The organism is Micromonospora sp. WMMD737 (genome assembly GCF_049179055.1).
Taxonomy (GTDB): Bacteria; Actinomycetota; Actinomycetes; order Mycobacteriales; family Micromonosporaceae; genus Micromonospora; species Micromonospora reichwaldensis.
The window spans coordinates 5,166,236-5,183,541 of sequence record NZ_JBMHMH010000001.1 but is presented as its reverse complement, the minus strand read 5'-3'; the positions used below and the strand labels follow the sequence as shown (position 1 = coordinate 5,183,541).

14 protein-coding genes are annotated in these 17,306 nt (G+C 74.1%); 8 read left to right on the top strand and 6 right to left on the bottom strand.

Going from position 1 to position 17,306, the window contains the following annotated elements; all coding sequences use genetic code 11:
• Positions 1-989: 989 nt before the first annotated feature.
• On the top strand, positions 990-2,717 hold the full coding sequence (locus tag ACN27A_RS22870) for a chromosome partitioning protein (RefSeq protein ID WP_421456743.1): 1,728 nt from the start codon (positions 990-992) through the stop codon (positions 2,715-2,717).
• A gap of 129 nt (positions 2,718-2,846) precedes the next feature.
• On the opposite strand, the gene ACN27A_RS22865 is transcribed toward ACN27A_RS22870, so the two are convergent.
• On the bottom strand, positions 2,847-3,275 hold the full coding sequence (locus tag ACN27A_RS22865) for a DUF3151 domain-containing protein (RefSeq protein WP_421456741.1): 429 nt from the start codon (positions 3,273-3,275) through the stop codon (positions 2,847-2,849).
• 306 nt (positions 3,276-3,581) lie between these two features.
• On the opposite strand from ACN27A_RS22865, the gene ACN27A_RS22860 reads away from it, so the two are divergent.
• Positions 3,582-4,835 carry an LOG family protein gene (locus tag ACN27A_RS22860; protein ID WP_421456739.1) on the top strand — a complete coding sequence of 418 codons (1,254 nt, stop codon included), beginning with the start codon at positions 3,582-3,584 and terminating at the stop codon, positions 4,833-4,835.
• Between the two features lie 108 nt (positions 4,836-4,943).
• Here ACN27A_RS22860 and fbaA read toward each other — a convergent pair whose 3' ends face one another.
• Positions 4,944-5,969, bottom strand: coding sequence for a class II fructose-bisphosphate aldolase (fbaA, locus tag ACN27A_RS22855; RefSeq protein WP_421456737.1), 1,026 nt, complete (start codon positions 5,967-5,969; stop codon positions 4,944-4,946).
• 405 nt (positions 5,970-6,374) lie between these two features.
• Here fbaA and ACN27A_RS22850 point away from each other — a divergent pair, with 405 nt between their 5' ends.
• From ACN27A_RS22850 to ACN27A_RS22825, 6 genes are all read left to right on the top strand, one after another.
• Positions 6,375-6,587, top strand: a complete 213-nt coding sequence (locus ACN27A_RS22850; protein WP_421456735.1) for a hypothetical protein — start codon at positions 6,375-6,377, stop codon at positions 6,585-6,587.
• Positions 6,588-6,828: 241 nt separating this feature from the next.
• Positions 6,829-8,394 carry an LPXTG cell wall anchor domain-containing protein gene (locus ACN27A_RS22845; RefSeq protein WP_421456733.1) on the top strand — a complete coding sequence of 522 codons (1,566 nt, stop codon included), beginning with the start codon at positions 6,829-6,831 and terminating at the stop codon, positions 8,392-8,394.
• Positions 8,395-8,818: 424 nt separating this feature from the next.
• Positions 8,819-10,291 (top strand): 3' terminal RNA ribose 2'-O-methyltransferase Hen1, encoded by a 1,473-nt coding sequence (locus ACN27A_RS22840; protein ID WP_421456731.1) that lies wholly within the window; start codon positions 8,819-8,821, stop codon positions 10,289-10,291.
• Positions 10,288-12,813, top strand: coding sequence for a polynucleotide kinase-phosphatase (locus tag ACN27A_RS22835; RefSeq protein ID WP_421456729.1), 2,526 nt, complete (start codon positions 10,288-10,290; stop codon positions 12,811-12,813). Before ACN27A_RS22840 ends, ACN27A_RS22835 begins: the two co-directional genes overlap by 4 nt.
• 90 nt (positions 12,814-12,903) lie before the next feature.
• A complete protein-coding gene (locus tag ACN27A_RS22830) occupies positions 12,904-13,689 on the top strand; it encodes a thioesterase family protein (RefSeq protein ID WP_421456728.1) in 786 nt (261 codons plus the stop codon).
• 155 nt (positions 13,690-13,844) lie between these two features.
• Positions 13,845-14,558, top strand: coding sequence for a DedA family protein (locus ACN27A_RS22825; RefSeq protein WP_421456726.1), 714 nt, complete (start codon positions 13,845-13,847; stop codon positions 14,556-14,558).
• Positions 14,559-14,616: 58 nt separating this feature from the next.
• On the opposite strand, the gene ACN27A_RS22820 is transcribed toward ACN27A_RS22825, so the two are convergent.
• From ACN27A_RS22820 to ACN27A_RS22805, 4 genes are all read right to left on the bottom strand, one after another.
• On the bottom strand, positions 14,617-14,994 hold the full coding sequence (locus ACN27A_RS22820) for an ArsR/SmtB family transcription factor (RefSeq protein ID WP_007073957.1): 378 nt from the start codon (positions 14,992-14,994) through the stop codon (positions 14,617-14,619).
• Positions 14,995-15,051: 57 nt separating this feature from the next.
• Positions 15,052-15,591, bottom strand: coding sequence for an orotate phosphoribosyltransferase (locus ACN27A_RS22815; RefSeq protein WP_121397268.1), 540 nt, complete (start codon positions 15,589-15,591; stop codon positions 15,052-15,054).
• A 169-nt stretch (positions 15,592-15,760) separates the two neighbouring features.
• Positions 15,761-16,570 carry an SDR family NAD(P)-dependent oxidoreductase gene (locus ACN27A_RS22810; RefSeq protein ID WP_421456724.1) on the bottom strand — a complete coding sequence of 270 codons (810 nt, stop codon included), beginning with the start codon at positions 16,568-16,570 and terminating at the stop codon, positions 15,761-15,763.
• Complete coding sequence (locus tag ACN27A_RS22805; protein WP_421456722.1) at positions 16,567-17,253, bottom strand: hypothetical protein; 687 nt, start codon at positions 17,251-17,253, stop codon at positions 16,567-16,569. The genes ACN27A_RS22810 and ACN27A_RS22805 overlap by 4 nt, the downstream gene beginning before the upstream one ends.
• Positions 17,254-17,306 lie beyond the last annotated feature (53 nt).

The following is a 17,306-nucleotide window of genomic DNA, read 5'->3' as shown; positions in this document are numbered from 1 at the left end:
CGTCGGGATGGGGGCCGGAAGCCTCGGCCTGGGCACCGCCGACTCCCGCCGCGCAGGTCACACCGGCCACCCCGAACGCCCCCAGAGGCCCGGAGGTCCCGCCGAGCCCGAGCCCGATCCCGACCGCAGGCCCGGGCCCGACGACCTCAGGCCCGAGCCCGACGACCCAAGGCCCGAGCCCGACGACCCAAGGCCCGAGCCTGGGTCCGGGCCCCGGCGCGGCCGGCGCGCCTGCCACCGGCCCTGCCGGCGACCGCATGGCGGTCGGGGCGGGCAGAGGTCCGTCGGTGGCCGCCGGAGGTGGCGTACCGGCTCCTCGGGCTCCGCAGACCGGGCCCGCCCCGGTCGACCTCGACATGCCATTCAGCCTCGACCAGCCGGCCGCACCCGTTCCGGTGGCGTCCCCGCAGCCCGTGGGCACTGTCCGCACCGACACGGCACCGGCCAACTCGACACGTCCCAGCGGTCCGGGCGAGCCGGCCCAGGGGTTCGTAAAGCGGCACGACGGTGCCTCGCCGGACGCCTTGCCGGGTGGTCGGCCGTCGCCCCACGACACGGCGCCTGGCTCCGGCGGATCCGCCGGAGCTGACGGCCCCCTCCGGACCGGCGACGCCCCGACGGCCGGCTCGCCGACGACGGGCGGGAACGGGACCGGCGGCCCGCCGAACGGGAGCACCAGCAGCCCTGCGAACGGGAGTACCGGCGGTCCGGCGAGGGGCAGTGCCGGCGGGCGGACGGATGACGGTGTCGGCGGCCCGGCGAAGGGCAGTGCCGGCGGGCCGGCGGATAACGGTCCCGACGGCCCGACGAACGGCAGTGCCGGCGGCCCGACGAACGGCAGTGCCGGCGGCCCGACGAACGGCAGTGCCGGCGGCCCGACGAACGGCAGTGCCGGTAGCGCCGCGAATGACGGTGCCGGCGGCCGCGCGAACGGGGGTGCCGGCGGGGCGGCGACGGGCGGCGGTCAGGCCAACGGCGGCGGGGCGCGGATGCCGGCAGAGTCGCCGTGGGCGCAGCCGCCGCAGCGGCCCGCCACGGCGGCCGTCGAGCCCAACCCGGAACCCGGCGTGACCGATCCCGCGCCCACGCACCAGGGCGCCACGCTCCGACCGCCCCTCCACCACCAGCAACCGGCCCAGCCAGGCACGGCCGGCCAGGCCCTCCCCCCGCCGGGTCCCCACCAGGGCCCACTCCGGCAGGCCCCGCCCCAGGCGGGTGCGCCCCAGGTGCCGTTCCCGCGCGATTCGGCTGGACAGGGCGTGCCGGTAGGCCCCACGCCGAGCTCCGGGCGCGACCCGGCGACGGCACAGCAGGACTTCGGACCCGACCCGGCGACGGCACAGCAGGACTTCGGACCCGACCCGGCGACGGCACAGCAGGACTTCGGAGCCGACCCGGCGGCGGCACAGCAGGTCTTCGGACCCGACCCGGCGACGGCACAGCAGGGCCTGGGGCCGGACCAAGCGACGGCGCACTTCGGGGCCGACCCGGCGGTACAGCAGGACTTCGGGGCCGGCCCGGCGGCGGTACAGCAGTCCGCGCCGCCCGGGCCGTACCCGCCGCAGCAGGGCGGCCCCTACCCGGCGCAGCAGGCCGGTCCGCCGGGGACGTACCCGCCGCAGCAGGGCGCGACGCCGCCCGGGCCGTACCCGCCCGGCTGGTATCCGCCGCCCTGGCAGCAGGCCGCCCCGGGGGGCCACGCCCCGGCTCCGCAGCAGGCGTACCAGCCGGCGGAGGGGGTCGTCGCGGTGCCGCCGGCACAGCCCGACCCGAACTGGCGCCCGGCGATCACCGACCCGCCGACGGCCGAGGACTTCGCGCGCCGCCGGCAGGTCCGGCCCGCCGACCCGGTGGCCACGATGGGCGTACGGGCGGTGGCCAACCGGATGGGGCTGCGGCTGCCGCCCGGGCGGCACGAGCAGGAGATGCGGCGGGACATCGAGACGGTACGCCGCAACTTCGGCGGGCTGCGCCAGGTGACCGTGGTGAACCCGAAGGGCGGGGCCGGCAAGACGGTGGCCATCCTGCTGCTGGCGATGACGTTCGGCCAGAAGCGCGGCGGCTACGTGCTGGCCTGGGACAACAACGAGACCCAGGGCACCCTCGGGATGCGCGCCCAGCAGGACTTCCACTCCCGTACGGTGCGGGACATGCTGCGGGACCTGGGCCAGTTCCAGGGCGCGCACGGGCGGGTGGGCGACCTGTCGCAGTACGTCCGCTCGCAGGGCGAGGGGATGTTCGACGTCCTCGCCTCGGACGAGTCGGCGACGGGTGGCGAGATGCTGACCGCCGCCGCCTTCGCCGAGATCCGCGAGGTGGTCAGCCGGTTCTACAAGTTGATCTTCGTGGACACGGGCAACAACGTCCGGGCCCAGAACTGGCAGGCCGCCATGGACGCCACCGACCAGTTGGTGGTCACCATGTCGGCCCGCAACGACTCGGCGGAGACGGCCGCCCGGATGCTGGACCACCTGGAGCAGAGCGGCCGGCAGCGGCTGGTACGGCAGGCGGTCACCGTGGTCTCCATGCCGCCGTCGCGCAAGGAGATCGACCTGCCGGCGATCCAGGAGCACTTCGCGGCGCGCACCCGGGCGGTGCTGCTCGCGCCGTACGAGCGGCTCATCGACACCGGCGAGCCGATCCGGTACGGGGGGCTCTCCGCGGCCGCCCGGGACGCCTGGCTGAAGATCGCCGCCGCCGTCGCGGAGGGGCTGTAGGCCCTCGCACCGCCGGTGAGCGGCAGTGCCGGCCCAGTCCATCGCCACGCTCCGGGCGCGGCGGAATGGTGGGTTCGGACGAGCCGACGGCCGGCGGGGCTGACGCCGCGCCGGCCGTCGACTCGGACGTCAGTTGCTCGCGAGCGCGTCCGCGGCGGCCGGGTCGCAGTCGCGGAGGAACTGGGCGCAGCGGGCCGCCTCGTCCGCCTCGCCGATCTCGTCGGCGGCCCGGGACAGCACGTAGAGGCAGCGCAGGAAGCCCTGGTTCGGCTCGTGCGACCACGGCACCGGACCGAATCCCTTCCAGCCGCTGCGGCGCAGTTGGTCCAGGCCCCGGTGGTAGCCGGTGCGCGCGTAGGCGTACGCCGGGATGACCTGGCCGGCGGCGAGAGCCCGCGCGGCCAGCGCACCCCAGCCGGCGCTGTAGGTCGGGAAGCGCGCCGCCACCTGGGCGTACGCCTCGTCGCTGCCGGCCTGCTCGGCGGCGGCCAGGGCGGCGTCGGCCTCGTCGTGCGCGGGGAGGAGAGTGGCCGGTGGTTCCGGCAACAGGTTCTGCATCGCCCCATTCAACCCGCTTCGCCCCGGGGCGCGCGAGGGGGTTGGGCGAGCCGCCTGGCTGAACGGCTGAGGAGTTGGTCACGCCTGCGGCCCATGCCCCGGGCCGATGCTTTCGACTACAACTATTGGTCGGGAGCCTCCCCAGGACCCGGTACCGCGGAAGCCCGGTGGTCACGGCCGCCGGGCTCCCGTCGGTCCAGCGCAAGTGCGGTGACGCGCGGGTCAGGCGACCTCCGGGGCAGGGCCGCCGGAGCGCGGAGGGCTCCCAGGTTTGGCCGGTTGACCCGGCGGGGCAGGATGGCCAGGGTGCCGACCCCACCTCCCGCGGACGTCATCGAGCCGCACACCTGCACCGACGAGATCGAGACCCGCGCCGAGTTCGACCGGCGGCTGACCACCGGCAGCCTCGTCGGGCTGACCGTGCAGGGGCTACGGCTCGACCTCGATCCCGTCCCCGATCTCACCGCCGTCGAGGTGACCGGCACCCTCTTCGTGGGCTGCCGCTTCGCCTCCCGGGAGGTCGGCGCCGACCTGGTCCGGCGCGGCGCGAACGTGGTGCCGCCGTTCTCCGGGCTGCCCTACCCGACCCAGCCGTCCCACCTCTACACCCCGGAGGAGTTGGCCGCCGGGTTCGCCGAGGGCGGGTTCGCCGGGATGTACGACACCCGCGTCTACGAGCACTTCCGGGCGCACGGCGGGGCGCTGCCGGACGTCCGGGAGGCGCTCGGCCAGCGGCTGCACGACCACGGCGTGGACAACGCGCTGGCCGACGCCACCCGCGCCTGGCTGGCCACCCACGGGCCGCAGTCGGTGGTGGGCATCATGGGCGGGCACGCGGTGCCGCGCGGCAGCGCGCCGTACCGGATGGCGGCGGTGCTGGGCTGGGAACTGGCGCGGGCCGACCGGCTGGTGGTGACCGGCGGCGGCCCCGGCGTGATGGAGGCCGCCAACCTCGGCGCCCACCTCGCGCTGCGGCCGGTCGAGGACCTGGACGCCGCGATCGACCTGCTGGCCGGGGCGCCGGACTTCACCGACCACGACCGCTACACGGCGGCGGCGCTGCGGGTCCGGGAGCTGTACGGCCGGCCGGTGGTGCCGCCCCGGCCCCGGGACGCCGACACCGGCAGCGTGTCCCGCGCCGACTCGGCCGCGCTGGCCGGCGGCGACGTGGACTGGGCGCGCGCCGGCGGGCTGGCCATCCCGACCTGGCTGTACGGGCACGAGCCGGCGAACCTGTTCGCCGGCCGCATCGCCAAGTACTTCTCCAACGCCATCCGCGAGGACACCATCCTGCGGCTGGCCCGGGGCGGGATCGTCTTCGCCCCCGGCCGGGCGGGCACGGTGCAGGAGGTGTTCCAGGCCGCCACGAAGACCTACTACGGCACCGACGGGGCCAGCGGCGCGTACGTCTTCCTGGACCGCGCGTACTGGACGGACGAGCTTCCGGTGGAGTCGCTGCTGCGGCCGCTGCTGGGCGCCTCGCCGTTCGGCGACCTGTCGTCCTCCGTGCACCTCACCGACGACGTCCACGAGGCGGTCCGGGTGCTCACCGCCGGTTAGGAAGGGCACCTTCCTGTCGCATTCCGATGTGCAAGGTGCCCTTCCCGACGACGACGACGGCCGGCCCCCCGGGTGGGGAGCCGGCCGTCGGCGGTACCGGTCAGCGCGTCACTTGGCCAGCGTGGTGCCGGTCGAGCGCAGGTGCTCGCAGGCCTCCGCCACGCGGGCGGCCATGCCGGCCTCGGCGGCCTTGCCCCAGACCCGCGGGTCGTACTGCTTCTTGTTGCCGACCTCGCCGTCCACCTTGAGCACGCCGTCGTAGTTGCGGAACATGTGGTCCGCGACGGGCCGGGTGAAGGTGTACTGGGTGTCGGTGTCGATGTTCATCTTCACCACGCCGTAGTCCAGCGCCTCACGGATCTCCGAGAGCAGCGAGCCGGAGCCGCCGTGGAAGACCAGGCTGAGCGGCTTCTCCTTGCCGTACTTGGCGCCGACCGCCTCCTGGATCTGGTTGAGGATCTCGGGGCGGAGCTTGACGTTGCCCGGCTTGTAGACGCCGTGCACGTTGCCGAAGGTCAGCGCCGCCATGTAGCGACCCTTCTCGCCCAGGCCGAGCGCCTCGACCATGGCCAGGCCGTCCTCGACGGTGGTGTAGAGCTTGTCGTTGATGGCGTTCTCGACGCCGTCCTCCTCGCCACCGACCACGCCGACCTCGATCTCGAGGACGATCTTGGCCTCGGCGGCGCGGTCGAGCAGCTCGGCCGCGATCTGCAGGTTCTCCGCCACGGGCACGGCCGAGCCGTCCCACATGTGCGACTGGAACAGCGGCTCCTGGCCGGCGGTCACCCGCTCCTTGGAGATCTGCATGAGCGGCCGGACGAACTTGTCCAGCTTCTCCTGCGGGCAGTGGTCGGTGTGCAGGGCGATGTTGACCGGATACTTCTTGGCCACCTCGTGCGCGTACGCGGCGAACGCCACCGCGCCGGTGACCATGTCCTTCACGGAGGGGCCGGAGAGGTATTCCGCACCACCGGTCGAGACCTGGATGATGCCGTCGCTCTCCGCGTCGGCGAAGCCCTTGAGCGCCGCGTTGAGGGTCTGCGAGGACGTCACGTTGATCGCGGGGTACGCGTACCGGCCGGCCTTGGCGCGGTCCAGCATCTCCGCGTAGGTCTCGGGGGAAGCGATGGGCATGTCGAACGCTCCTTACTTACCGCTCTCGGCCGTCACCGGCCGCTGTTGTCCCTGGGTGCGCCGGACCGCGCTGTCCACCGTCGGCAGTATCCCGTAGAAGACCGGTGCCGGCACAACCGACCCGGTACGCGCCCGGTCCCTGGCCACCGCCCCGCCGCCCCTCCCACCTGTCGGGCACGGAAGACGCCGATCAGCCAGGTCGCCACGGCCAGCACGACGGCACCCCGGGACGCGGCCGCGCGACGGCGGTGGCCGCCGACCGGATCAGGAAGCCCACCGTTCCATCCTGGCACCGGGGGCGACGGCCGGTGGGTCGATTCGGTCGACTCGGCTTCCGAGCGGCGGGCGGGCGCAACCCGTACGGTGTGTGGGGAACTGTCCGCTGAGATCCCGGGAGGGACTGATATGGGTCAGCCCGAAGAGGACTTCGCACCCAGCGACCACCTCAGCCCCGAGGAACGCGACATGGAGGCGGAGCCGGCCGACGCGGTCGAGCAGGCCGCCGCGATCGACCCCGGCGACGCCGACACCGAGCCGCACCGTGGCCTGGAGGTCGACGACTGGGATGCGATGGAGCAGGCGCGGGTGGTCGCCGCCGACGAGGACGACTACCGCTGAGCCGTACGCGGGCCGGACGCCGCCGGACGACCCCGGTGGCGTCCGGTCCGCGCGTCAGCGGAGCGCGACAGGAGGGGCGTCCCGAGCGCGGGTGCCTGCGGATCGCGGAACGTTGCGGCGATCCTGGTCAGCCGTTCGGTCGATGTTTGACCGCCGGAGGCCGACCGGGCAGCGGCGGATCTTAAGGAGTCCTTAAGATCCGCTGGCCACTCCTGGCATTCCCACGGGAGGAACCCCCCACATGCTCAAGCACTCCACTCGGCGCTGGCTGGCCGGGCTGGGCGTCGCAGGCGCGCTCGTCGCCGCCTCCGCCTCCCCCGCCGTCGCCGAGGACACCGACGTCGAGCTCGGCGTCTACTTCAGCGACCTGACCGTCGCGGCGGGATCCGAGGGCAAGTACGAATCGCCCCTCATGTTCGCCTCCGAGCCCGTCACCGTGTTCGGCCTGACGGCCCGGTTCGACTACCGCGACTTCGCGGACAAGGTGCAGATCAAGTCGGAGTTCGAGTCCGAGTGCACGTCGCCGGAGACGGGCGTCCTGGTGTGCACGGATCCCTTCGAGCGCGACCTGTACGACTGGGCCTCCGGCTACTTCAACGTGGCCGTCGTGCCCACGGCGGAGGCGAAGGACGGTGACGCCGGCAAGGTCAAGGTCACGGTGAGCGCCGACGGCCTGGCGCCGACGAGCCACACGTCGCAGATCCGGATCGGTGAGGGCGTCGACCTGGCCGGCGGCACGGAGACGGAGGTCTCGGCGGCGCCGGGCAGCCGGTTCACCGCGCCGATCGTGCTCGGCAACGCCGGTCAGACCACCGCGAAGGGCGCGGTCGCCGTCTTCGACAACGACCACGCCATCCGTGCCCACAAGCGGCACAGCAACTGCACCTACGAGGGCGACTACCTCCGCACCTGCCGCTTCTCGGCCGACGTGGCCCCGGGGGCCGTCCACTCGGGTTCGCTGGCGTACCAACTGGGCGCGGACACCTACGCCCCCGGCAGGGACTACGGCTACTACAACTGGATGACCGTCGCCGAGTTCGAGGACTTCAGCAAGTACCTCACCGACAACGGCTACTCGGTCGGTGAGCCCGGCGACGGTGCGGCCCTGAGCCTTTCGGCCCCGAACGTCCGGGCCCGCTCGTCCCAGGTCGACATCAACCCGGAGAACAACTGGTCGAGCCTGGAGGTCACCGCCACCGGCACGAACGGCACCGACCTCGGCGCCATCGGCGACTCGGTGAAGGGGAACGCCGGCGTGCAGGTCACCGCGACCGTCGGGTTCCGCAACAACGGCCCCGCCACCCTCGACTACATGCGCGGCGGGTCCTCCGTGACCTACATGGAGGTCGCAATTCCCGAGGGCACCACCGTGGTCGACGCGCCCGGGGACTGCATGCCCGTGAAGGGCGAGGACCGGGGCGAGCCGGGCGAGCCGGGCGGACGCACCTACTTCTGCTACGCCCAGCCGTTCCTGAAGGCCGGCGACGAGCAGACCTTCGAGTTCGGGCTCCGGATCGACAAGGTCGTCGCCAACGCGACGGGCACCGTCGACATCAACATTCCGTGCCAGTGCGACGGCGGCTTCTCCAAGGACCTGAAGCCGGCCAACGACACCGCCAAGCTCCTGGTGAACGCGTCCGGCGACGGCGACGGCGGCGGCAGCGGAGGCGGTGACGGTGACGGCGGCACCCTGCCGATCACCGGTGAGTCCACCGGCCTGATCGCCGGCATCGGCGGGCTGCTGCTCGTCGCCGGCGTCGGCGGCTACGTGGTGACCAAGCGCCGCAAGACCCGCTTCGTCGCCTGACCCACCCGCACCCCCGGTGCCCCGCCGACCCCTGGCCGGCGGGGCACCACCATTTCCACCCCACCCCACCCCCAGCCACCCACCCCGACCGCCCGCGCACACCCCACCCCAGCTCCCCACCCCGACGCCACGCCCCCAGACGCCACCCCGACGGCACGCGCCCCCGCCCACAGACCCCCACCCCCGACGGCACGCACCCCCGCCCGCAGACACCCACCCCCGACGGCACGCGCCCCCGCCCGAGCGGCCGGACGAACCGGAACCACGACGGGTTTCCGGGGGAGCCCCGCCCGCGCAGGGATCGAGCCTGACCGCCCGGAGCGGGCGGGGCTCCCCCGGAAACCCCACCACCCGCGGACCCCCGACCGACGAGCAACCAAAAACGGGACGACGCAAGATCGACGAGCCTGACACCATTGGGCGCGTGCTGCTCACCCTGACCACCACGCACCGCCCGGCCACCGACCTCGGACACCTGCTGATCAAGCACCCCGACCGCGCGCACGCCTTCGACGTGCCGGTCGGCACCGCGCACGTGTTCTACCCGGAGGCAAACGAGCAGCGTTGCACCGCCGCCCTGCTGCTCGACGTCGACCCGCTGCGGCTGGCCGGCGCGCGGGGCCGCGGCCGGCAGCAGGCGCCGACCCCGGACAGCTTCACCCTCGGGCGGTACGTCAACGACCGGCCCTACGCGGCGTCCAGCCTGCTCTCCTCCGCGCTGTCCAAGGTGTACCGCTCGGCCCTGCGCGGCGAGTCCCGCGAGCGCCCCGAGTTGGCCCGTACGCCGATCCCGCTGGAGGTGCGGGTGCCGGTACTGCGCTGCCGGGGTGGCGCGGACGTGGCGGTCCGGATGTTCGGCCCGCTCGGCTGGGCGGTGACCGCCGCCCCGATCCCGCTCGACGAGCGGCACCCGGAGTGGGGCGACAGCCGGTACGTCGACCTGACGCTGACCGGCACGCTGCGCGTCGCCGACGCGCTCAACCACCTCTACGTCCTGCTGCCGGTGCTGGACGACGCCAAGCACTACTGGGTCGCCCCGGACGAGGTCGACAAGCTGCTGCGGGCCGGCGAGGGCTGGCTGGCCGACCACCCGGAGCGCGACATGATCACCCGCCGCTACCTGGCGCACCGGCGGGCGCTGGCCGGGCTGGCCCTGGCCCGCCTGGCCGAGCGACGCCCGACCGACGAGCCGGCCGTCGACGAGACGCCCGGGGACGAGGCGACCGGGGACGGCACGACCGCGGACGGGGCGACCGGGGAGGGCGGGCAGGTCTCGGCCCGCCGGGCGTCACTGGCCGCGCGCCGGCGGGAGGCGGTGCTCGGCGCGCTGGCCGGCGCGGGTGCGAGCCGGGTGCTGGATCTCGGCTGCGGCGGCGGTGCCCTGCTCGCCGCGCTGGTCGGCGACCGCCGGTTCACCGAGATCGTGGGCACCGACGTGTCCACGCACGCGCTGGCCCTGGCCGCCCGGCGGCTGCGGCTGGACCGGCTGCCCGAGCGGCAGCGGGACCGCATCCGGCTCTGGCAGTCGGCGCTGACCTACCGGGACGACCGGCTGCGCGGGTACGACGCGGCGGTGCTGATGGAGGTGATCGAGCACGTGGACCCGCCCCGGCTGCCGGCGCTGGAGGACGCCGTGTTCGGTCACGCCAACCCGGCGACGGTCGTGGTGACCACGCCGAACGCCGAGTACAACGTCCGCTACGAGGGGCTGCCCGCCGGGCGGTTCCGGCACGCCGACCACCGCTTCGAGTGGACCCGCGCGGAGTTCGCCGCCTGGGTCGACCGGGTGTCCACCACGTACGGCTACACCGCCGCGATCAGCGGGGTCGGCGACGACGATCCCGAGGTCGGCGCCCCCACCCAGCTCGTCGTGCTGACCCGGAAGGAGAACCCGTGACCACCCTCGACATCCCCGAGCTGGCCCTGGTCGCACTCGTCGGCGTCTCCGGCTCCGGCAAGTCCACATTCGCGCGCCGGCACTTCGCGCCCAGCCAGGTGCTCTCCTCGGACACGTTCCGGGCGATGGTCGCCGACGACGAGAACGACCAGTCCGCCTCCGCCGACGCCTTCGACGCGCTGCACCACGTCGCCGCCACCCGGCTGCGCCGGGGCCGGCTCACGGTGGTCGACGCGACCAACCTCCAGCCGCACGCCCGGGGGGGCCTGGTGCGGGTGGCCCGCGAGCACGACGTGCTGCCGGTGGCCATCGTGCTCGACGTGCCCGAGGCGCTGGCGTGGGAACGCACCGAGGGCCGCGCCGACCGCACCTTCAACCGGCACGTGCTCGCCCGGATGCAGCGCGACCTGCGCCGCTCGTACAAGCTGTTGGCCCGGGAGGGCTTCCGCAAGGTGCACGTGCTGCACGGCGTCGAGGAGATCGACGCCGCCGAGATCCGCTACGAGAAGCTGTTCAACGACCGGCGCGAGCTGACCGGGCCGTTCGACATCGTCGGGGACGTGCACGGCTGCCGCGCCGAGCTGGAGACGCTGCTCGTCCGGCTCGGCTGGGAGCTGCGCCGCGACGAGCGGGGCCGGCCGGTGGACGCGACGCACCCGTCGGGGCGTACCGCCGTCTTCGTCGGTGACCTGGTGGACCGCGGCCCGGACTCCCCCGGCGTGCTCCGCCTGGTGATGGGCATGGTCGCCGCCGGGCACGCGATCTGCGTGCCCGGCAACCACGAGCAGAAGCTGCTGCGCCGGCTGCGCGGCCGCGAGGTGCGGCTCACCCACGGGCTGGCCGAGACGATGGAGCAGCTGGCGGCCGAGCCGGACGCCTTCGTGGCCGAGGTCGCGGGCTTCATCGACGGCCTGACCAGCCACTTCGTGCTCGACGGCGGCCGGCTGGTGGTCGCGCACGCCGGGCTGAAGGAGGCATACCAGGGCCGCGCGTCGGGCCGGGTGCGCTCCTTCGCGCTGTACGGCGAGACCACGGGCGAGACCGACGAGTACGGGATGCCGGTGCGCTACCCGTGGGCGCGGGAGTACCGGGGTTCGGCGATGGTGGTCTACGGGCACACCCCGGCCGCCGTGCCGGAGTGGGTGAACAACACCATCTGCGTCGACACCGGCTGCGTCTTCGGCGGCCGGCTCACCGCGCTGCGCTACCCGGAGAAGGAGCTGGTCTCGGTGCCGGCGGAGCGGGAGTGGTACGCCCCGGTCCGCCCGCTGGCCGCCGCGCCGGCCCGACCCGACCAGGTGCTGGAGCTGACCGACGTGACCGGCCGGCGGCACGTCGAGCACCCGTACGGGTCGCTGACCGTGCCGGCGGAGAACGCGGCCGCCGCGCTGGAGGTGATGAGCCGCTTCGCGGTCGACCCGCGCTGGCTGGCCTGGCTGCCGCCGACGATGGCGCCGTGCTCGACGGCGACGGCGGGCGGCTTCCTGGAGCACCCGGCGCAGGCGTTCGCCGACTACCGCGCGGCGGGCGTGGACCGGGTGGTCTGCGAGGAGAAGCACATGGGCTCGCGGGCCGTGGTGCTGGTCTGCCGGGAGCCCGACGGCGGGCCCTTCGGCCCGGGTGGCGGGGTGGTGCACACCCGCACCGGCCGCCCGTTCTTCGGCGCGCCGCTCGACACCGAGCTGCTCGACCGGGTGCGCGCGGCGGTCGGTGGGGCGGGGCTCTGGGACGAGCTGGGCACCGACTGGCTGCTGCTCGACTGCGAGCTGCTGCCCTGGTCGGCGAAGGCGGGCGGCCTGATCCGCGAGCAGTACGCCGGGGTCGGCGCCGCCGGCCGGGCCGCCCTGCCGGCGGCGCTGGCCGCGCTGGAGGCCGCAGCCGGGCGGGGGCTGCCCGTGGCGGAGCTGCGTGACCGGATGGCCCGTCGCCGCGACGAGATCCTGGCCTACTCGGACGCCTACCGGGCGTACGTGGGGCCGACCGACGGGCTGCGCGGGGTGACCCTGGCCCCGTTCGCGGTGCTGGCCGGCGCGAAGGCCAGCTACGCCGACCGGGACCACGGCTGGCACCTCGGGCTGGCCGACCGGCTCTGCGCCGCCGACCCGGAGTTCTTCACACCGACGCGCCGCCAGGTCGTCGACCTGGCCGATCCGGCCGCCGAGGCGGCGGCCACCGAGTGGTGGCTGGCGCTGACGGCGGCCGGCGGCGAGGGCATGGTGGTGAAGCCGTACGCCGGCCCGGCCGCCCGCACCGAACGGGGCTCGCTGCTCCAGCCGGGCATCAAGTGCCGGGGCCGGGAGTACCTGCGGATCATCTACGGTCCGGGCTACGACGAGCCGGAGCAGTTGGCCGCGCTGCGCCGCCGGTCGCTGGGGCGCAAGCGGGGGCTGGCGCTGCGCGAGCACGGGCTGGGGCTGGCGGCGCTGGACGCGCTGGTCGCCGGTGCTCCGCTGTGGCGCCGGCACGAGCTGGTGTTCGCGATCCTGGCCTGCGAGTCCGAGCCGGTCGACCCCCGGCTGTGACGAGGCGCGACGGGTGACGGCGGTCGACGGCGGCCGTCACCCGTACCGCCGGGCGCCGGCTGTCGGTTGCCGCGGGTATGGTCGCCGGCCATGACGTACGAGGCGTTCTACGAGCCGGCCGGCGGTGGTCGGTTCGGGTCGACGCCGGCGACCGCCGGCCCGTGGGATCCGGCCGCCCAGCACGCCGGCCCGCCGTCGGCCCTGCTCGCCCGGGCGCTCGCCGGTCACGACCCGGTCGACGGCCAGCTCCTCACCCGCGTGTCGGTGGACATCCTGCGCCCGGTGCCGGTGGCGGAGCTGACGCTGCGGGTCCGTACGGTCCGGGCCGGCCGCCGGATCACGCTTGTGGAGGGGATCGCGGAGGCCGGCGGGCAGGAGGTGCTGCACGCCCGGGGCTGGCGCGTCCTGGCCCCGGCCGAGCCGACGCCCGCGACGGTCGACGACGGGCCGCCGGTGCCGGGGCCGGACGCGGGCACCGAGCCGGAGCACTGGGCCGCCGCGCACTCCGCCGGCTACCTGTCGGCCATGCAGTGGCGCTTCGTCTCCGGCGCGTTCGTCGAGCCGGGCCCGGCCCGGGTGTGGGCGCGGCCCCGGATCCCGCTGCTGCCCGGCGAGCCCGTCGGCCCCGCGGAGCTGGCGCTGCTGGTGGCGGACTCGGGCAGCGGGGTGAGTGCCCGCCTGGACCTGGCCCGGTGGCTGTTCGTGAACATCGACCTGACGGTGACCCTGCACCGGCCGCCGCGCGGCGAGTGGCTCCTGCTCGACTCGGCCACCACGATCGGGCCGCACGGTTCGGGGGTGGCGGCGAGCCGGCTGGCCGACGCCGACGGCACCGTGGGTGGCGCCGTGCAGACGCTCGTCGTCGCACCCCGCTGAGGCGGCGCGGCGGGGCGGGGGGCCCGGTGCCGGATGTGCCTGCCCGGCCGGGGTGGCACCGCCTCGCGCGCTGTGACGTCGAGCACCAGGCAGGCCGGCAGCCACCTAGACTACGGACGTTCCGTCACCGACCGGCATACATCGGAGGTCGCCTCGTGCCGACGCCCACCACCACCCTGGCCCTGGGGCCGAGCTGGCTCGATCCAGAGGTGTTGATCTCGACGTTCGGGCTGATCGGCATCCTGGTGATCGTCTTCGCCGAGTCCGGCCTGCTGATCGGGTTCTTCCTGCCGGGAGACTCGCTGCTGTTCACCGCGGGGCTGCTCACCGCGGACGGGAAGTACATCACCTACCCGCTGTGGCTGGTCTGCCTGCTCATCACCATCGCGGCGATCGCCGGCGACCAGGTCGGGTACGCGTTCGGCCGCAAGGTCGGCCCGGCGCTGTTCCGCCGGCCGAACTCGAAGCTGTTCAAGCAGGAGAACGTGCTGAAGGCGCACGACTTCTTCGAGAAGTACGGCGCGCGCTCCATCGTGCTGGCCCGCTTCGTGCCGATCGTGCGGACGTTCACGCCGATCGTGGCCGGGGTCAGCCGGATGAACTACCGCACGTTCGTGATCTACAACGTGATCGGCGGCGTGCTCTGGGGCACGGGCGTGACGGTGCTCGGCTACTTCCTCGGCCAGATCCCGTTCGTCAAGGCGAACATCGAGATGATCCTGATCGCCATCGTGTTGATCTCGGTGGTCCCGATCGCCGTCGAGCTGCTGCGGGCGCGGATGGCCGCCAAGCGTGGTACCACCGCGCAGGAACGCGCCGCCGCCGAGGAGGCGATCCGGGAGACCCGCGAGCACTACGGCAAGCACTGACCGACCGGCCGTCCGGTGCCGCCCCCGGTGGGGGATGGCACCGGACGAACGGTGAAGGTCAGCGCGCCTTCTTGGTGGCGCGCTTACGCGGCGGGGTCAGCAGATCGGCGATCGTGGCGATCGCCGTCGGCACCAGCCGGTAGTACGCCCAGACACCGCGCTTCTCCCGCTCCAGCAAGCCGGCCTCGGTGAGGATACGCAGGTGGTGACTGACCGTCGGCTGCGAGAGGCCGAGGGGTGCGGTCAGGTCGCACACGCACGCCTCGCCCTCGGGCGCCGACTGGATCAGGCTGAGCAGCCGAAGTCGAGCAGGGTCGGCGAGGGCCTTGAGGACCCCCGCCAGACGCTCGGCATCGGCACGTTCGATCGGCTCGCCGGCAAGCGGCGAGATCTGAGGCATAGTCATTTCGGCCAACGCAGTTCCCACGTATTCCATCCTTCCACCAGCAGCATCGATCCGCCTGCATATCGGCGGATCCGAATCGGCAGACTTTTACGCCACAAGGCCGAGGTCAGCCAACGTATAGGCCGCTCGATACGGCAATCCGGCGGCTCGCACCGCGTCGCCGGCGCCTCGATCAACAATAACCGCCACACCCACGATCTCGGCCCCGACCTCGCGAAGGGCCTCGACCGCCGTCAACACACTTCCCCCGGTAGTGGAAGTGTCCTCCACCGCCAACACCCGCCGGCCGGCCACGTCCGGCCCTTCGATCCGACGCTGGAGACCGTGCGTCTTACCCGCCTTGCGGACCACGAACGCGTCCACCGGACGGTCGGTCCCGGACGCGGCGTGCACCATCGACAGCGCCACCGGGTCGGCGCCAAGGGTCAGCCCGCCCACCGCGTCGTACTCCCAGTCGGCCGTCAGGTCACGCATCACGCGCCCCACCAACGGAGCGGCCTGGTGATGGAGCGTGACGCGACGTAGATCGACGTACCAGTCGGCCTCGCGGCCCGAGGAGAGCACCACCCGGCCGTGGACCACCGCCAGGTCAGTGATGAATTTACGCAGGTCGTCGTGGTCCCCCATGCCGATAGAGGGTACTGCTCAAGTCTGGGAGTCGTGTGCGGGGTCCACCGGGATCAGCCCTGGGGACGACCGGCGGGTGGCGATGGCCGGCTACGCTGAGCGACCGTTCAGCCGGACATATCGGACGATCGACGGAGGTCGACGGGGCGAGTCGCCCCCGACCCGCCGCTCAGCCGCCGTCGCGGCCGATCCGGCCGCGGGTGTCCCGGGACACCGCCTCCAGCAGCCGCCGGGGCGCGTGCCGCAGCCCCACCACGGCGAGCTTGTACTTCCACGCGGGAACGCTGACCAGCTTGCCTTTCCGCAGGTCACGCAGGGCTTCGTCGACCACGTCGTCGGCCCGCAGCCACATCCACTCCGGCGTCTTGGACATGTTGATGCCGGCGCGCTCGTGGAACTCCGTACGCGTGTAGCCGGGGCAGAGCGCCATCACGCGCACGCCGAAGGGCCGGGCGGACTGGCCGACGGACTCGCTGAAGTTGGTGACCCACGCCTTGCTGGCGGAGTATGTCGACCCCGGCATGACCACGCCGAACCCCGCCACCGAAGAGACATTTATCACTGCCCCACGCCGCCGTTCGGTCATCGGACGCAGGGCCGCGAGGGTCAGCCGCAGCACGGCGTGCACGTTGAGCCGCAGCAGCCGCGCCTCGTCCTCGACGGACGAGCGCAGGAACGGGGTGTTCAGGCTGATCCCGGCGTTGTTGACAAGCAACTCGATAGGCGGGCCCTCGACCAGCCGCCGCTCCACCGTCGCGCAACCGTCGTCGGTGGACAGGTCGGCCGGGATCGTCTCGACCTCCCGGCCGTGCCGCCCGGTCAGCTCGGCGGCCGTCGCCGCCAGCCGGTCCGCGTCCCGGGCCACCAGCACCAGGTGCCAACCGTCGGCGGCCAGCCGGCGGGCGAAGGCGGCACCGATGCCGGCGGTCGCTCCGGTGATCAGGGCCTGCCGGTCGCTGGCCGGCTGGTCGAGCGTCACGGGCGGTCCTCACTCGGCGGGTACGGGGGCGCGGGCGGCGCCCCGGGCGGCTGGTGCGGGGGCTGGACGGGTGGCGGCGCGGGCGACGCCGGAGGGTGGTGCGGGGCGGACGGCGCGGGCCGCGGGCGGAACCAGGCGCCCGCCGCCGGCAGTGCCAGCAGCACGGCTACCACAAGGTAACCGAGCACCTGGCCGACGGAAAGTCCTGCGCCCAGCGGAATCCACCAGGACGGGTAGGCGTCGGCGAGGAGGCCGAGGAGTTCCGCCGTCGGCCGCTCGTCCTCGCCCGACCCGAGCGGAGTGGCGCGCTGCCCGACCAGCAGCGCGAGCCCGCAGCACCCGGCGACCAGCCCCAGCCCCGAGACCACCCAGGTCGCGGTGCGGGCGCCGTCCCGGCCGGCCCGCAGGCCGAGGGCGAGACCGGCGAGGAGCAGCCCCGCGAGCAGGCTCACCACCGCCGTCAGCACGGTGGACACGCCCAGCAGGGTGGCCGTCCCGTCGACCTGGTCCGGGAGTGCCGAGGTGTCCGCCGCGGCGGCGCGGAACCGGTCGACGGTGCCGCCCCGGGTCGCCACACCGGCGGCGGCGTACGCGAGGGCGGCGACCGCCATCAGCGCCAGCAGCGCCACGGCCGCCGTGACGACGGCCGGGCGGCGGGCCGGTGCCCGATCGGGGTGCGACACGACGAGTCCCTCCGGTAGGCGTCGGGTTGCAACCTACTCGGAGGGACCGTCGG

Coding starts and splice junctions, on each gene's coding strand:
- ACN27A_RS22870 (WP_421456743.1), top strand. CDS start 990: ATGCCGGCAGAGTCGCCGTGGGCGCAGCCGCCGCAGCGGCCCGCCACG.
- ACN27A_RS22865 (WP_421456741.1), bottom strand. CDS start 3,275: ATGCAGAACCTGTTGCCGGAACCACCGGCCACTCTCCTCCCCGCGCAC.
- fbaA (WP_421456737.1), bottom strand. CDS start 5,969: ATGCCCATCGCTTCCCCCGAGACCTACGCGGAGATGCTGGACCGCGCC.
- ACN27A_RS22850 (WP_421456735.1), top strand. CDS start 6,375: ATGGGTCAGCCCGAAGAGGACTTCGCACCCAGCGACCACCTCAGCCCC.
- ACN27A_RS22845 (WP_421456733.1), top strand. CDS start 6,829: ATGCTCAAGCACTCCACTCGGCGCTGGCTGGCCGGGCTGGGCGTCGCA.
- ACN27A_RS22830 (WP_421456728.1), top strand. CDS start 12,904: ATGACGTACGAGGCGTTCTACGAGCCGGCCGGCGGTGGTCGGTTCGGG.
- ACN27A_RS22820 (WP_007073957.1), bottom strand. CDS start 14,994: ATGGAATACGTGGGAACTGCGTTGGCCGAAATGACTATGCCTCAGATC.
- ACN27A_RS22815 (WP_121397268.1), bottom strand. CDS start 15,591: ATGGGGGACCACGACGACCTGCGTAAATTCATCACTGACCTGGCGGTG.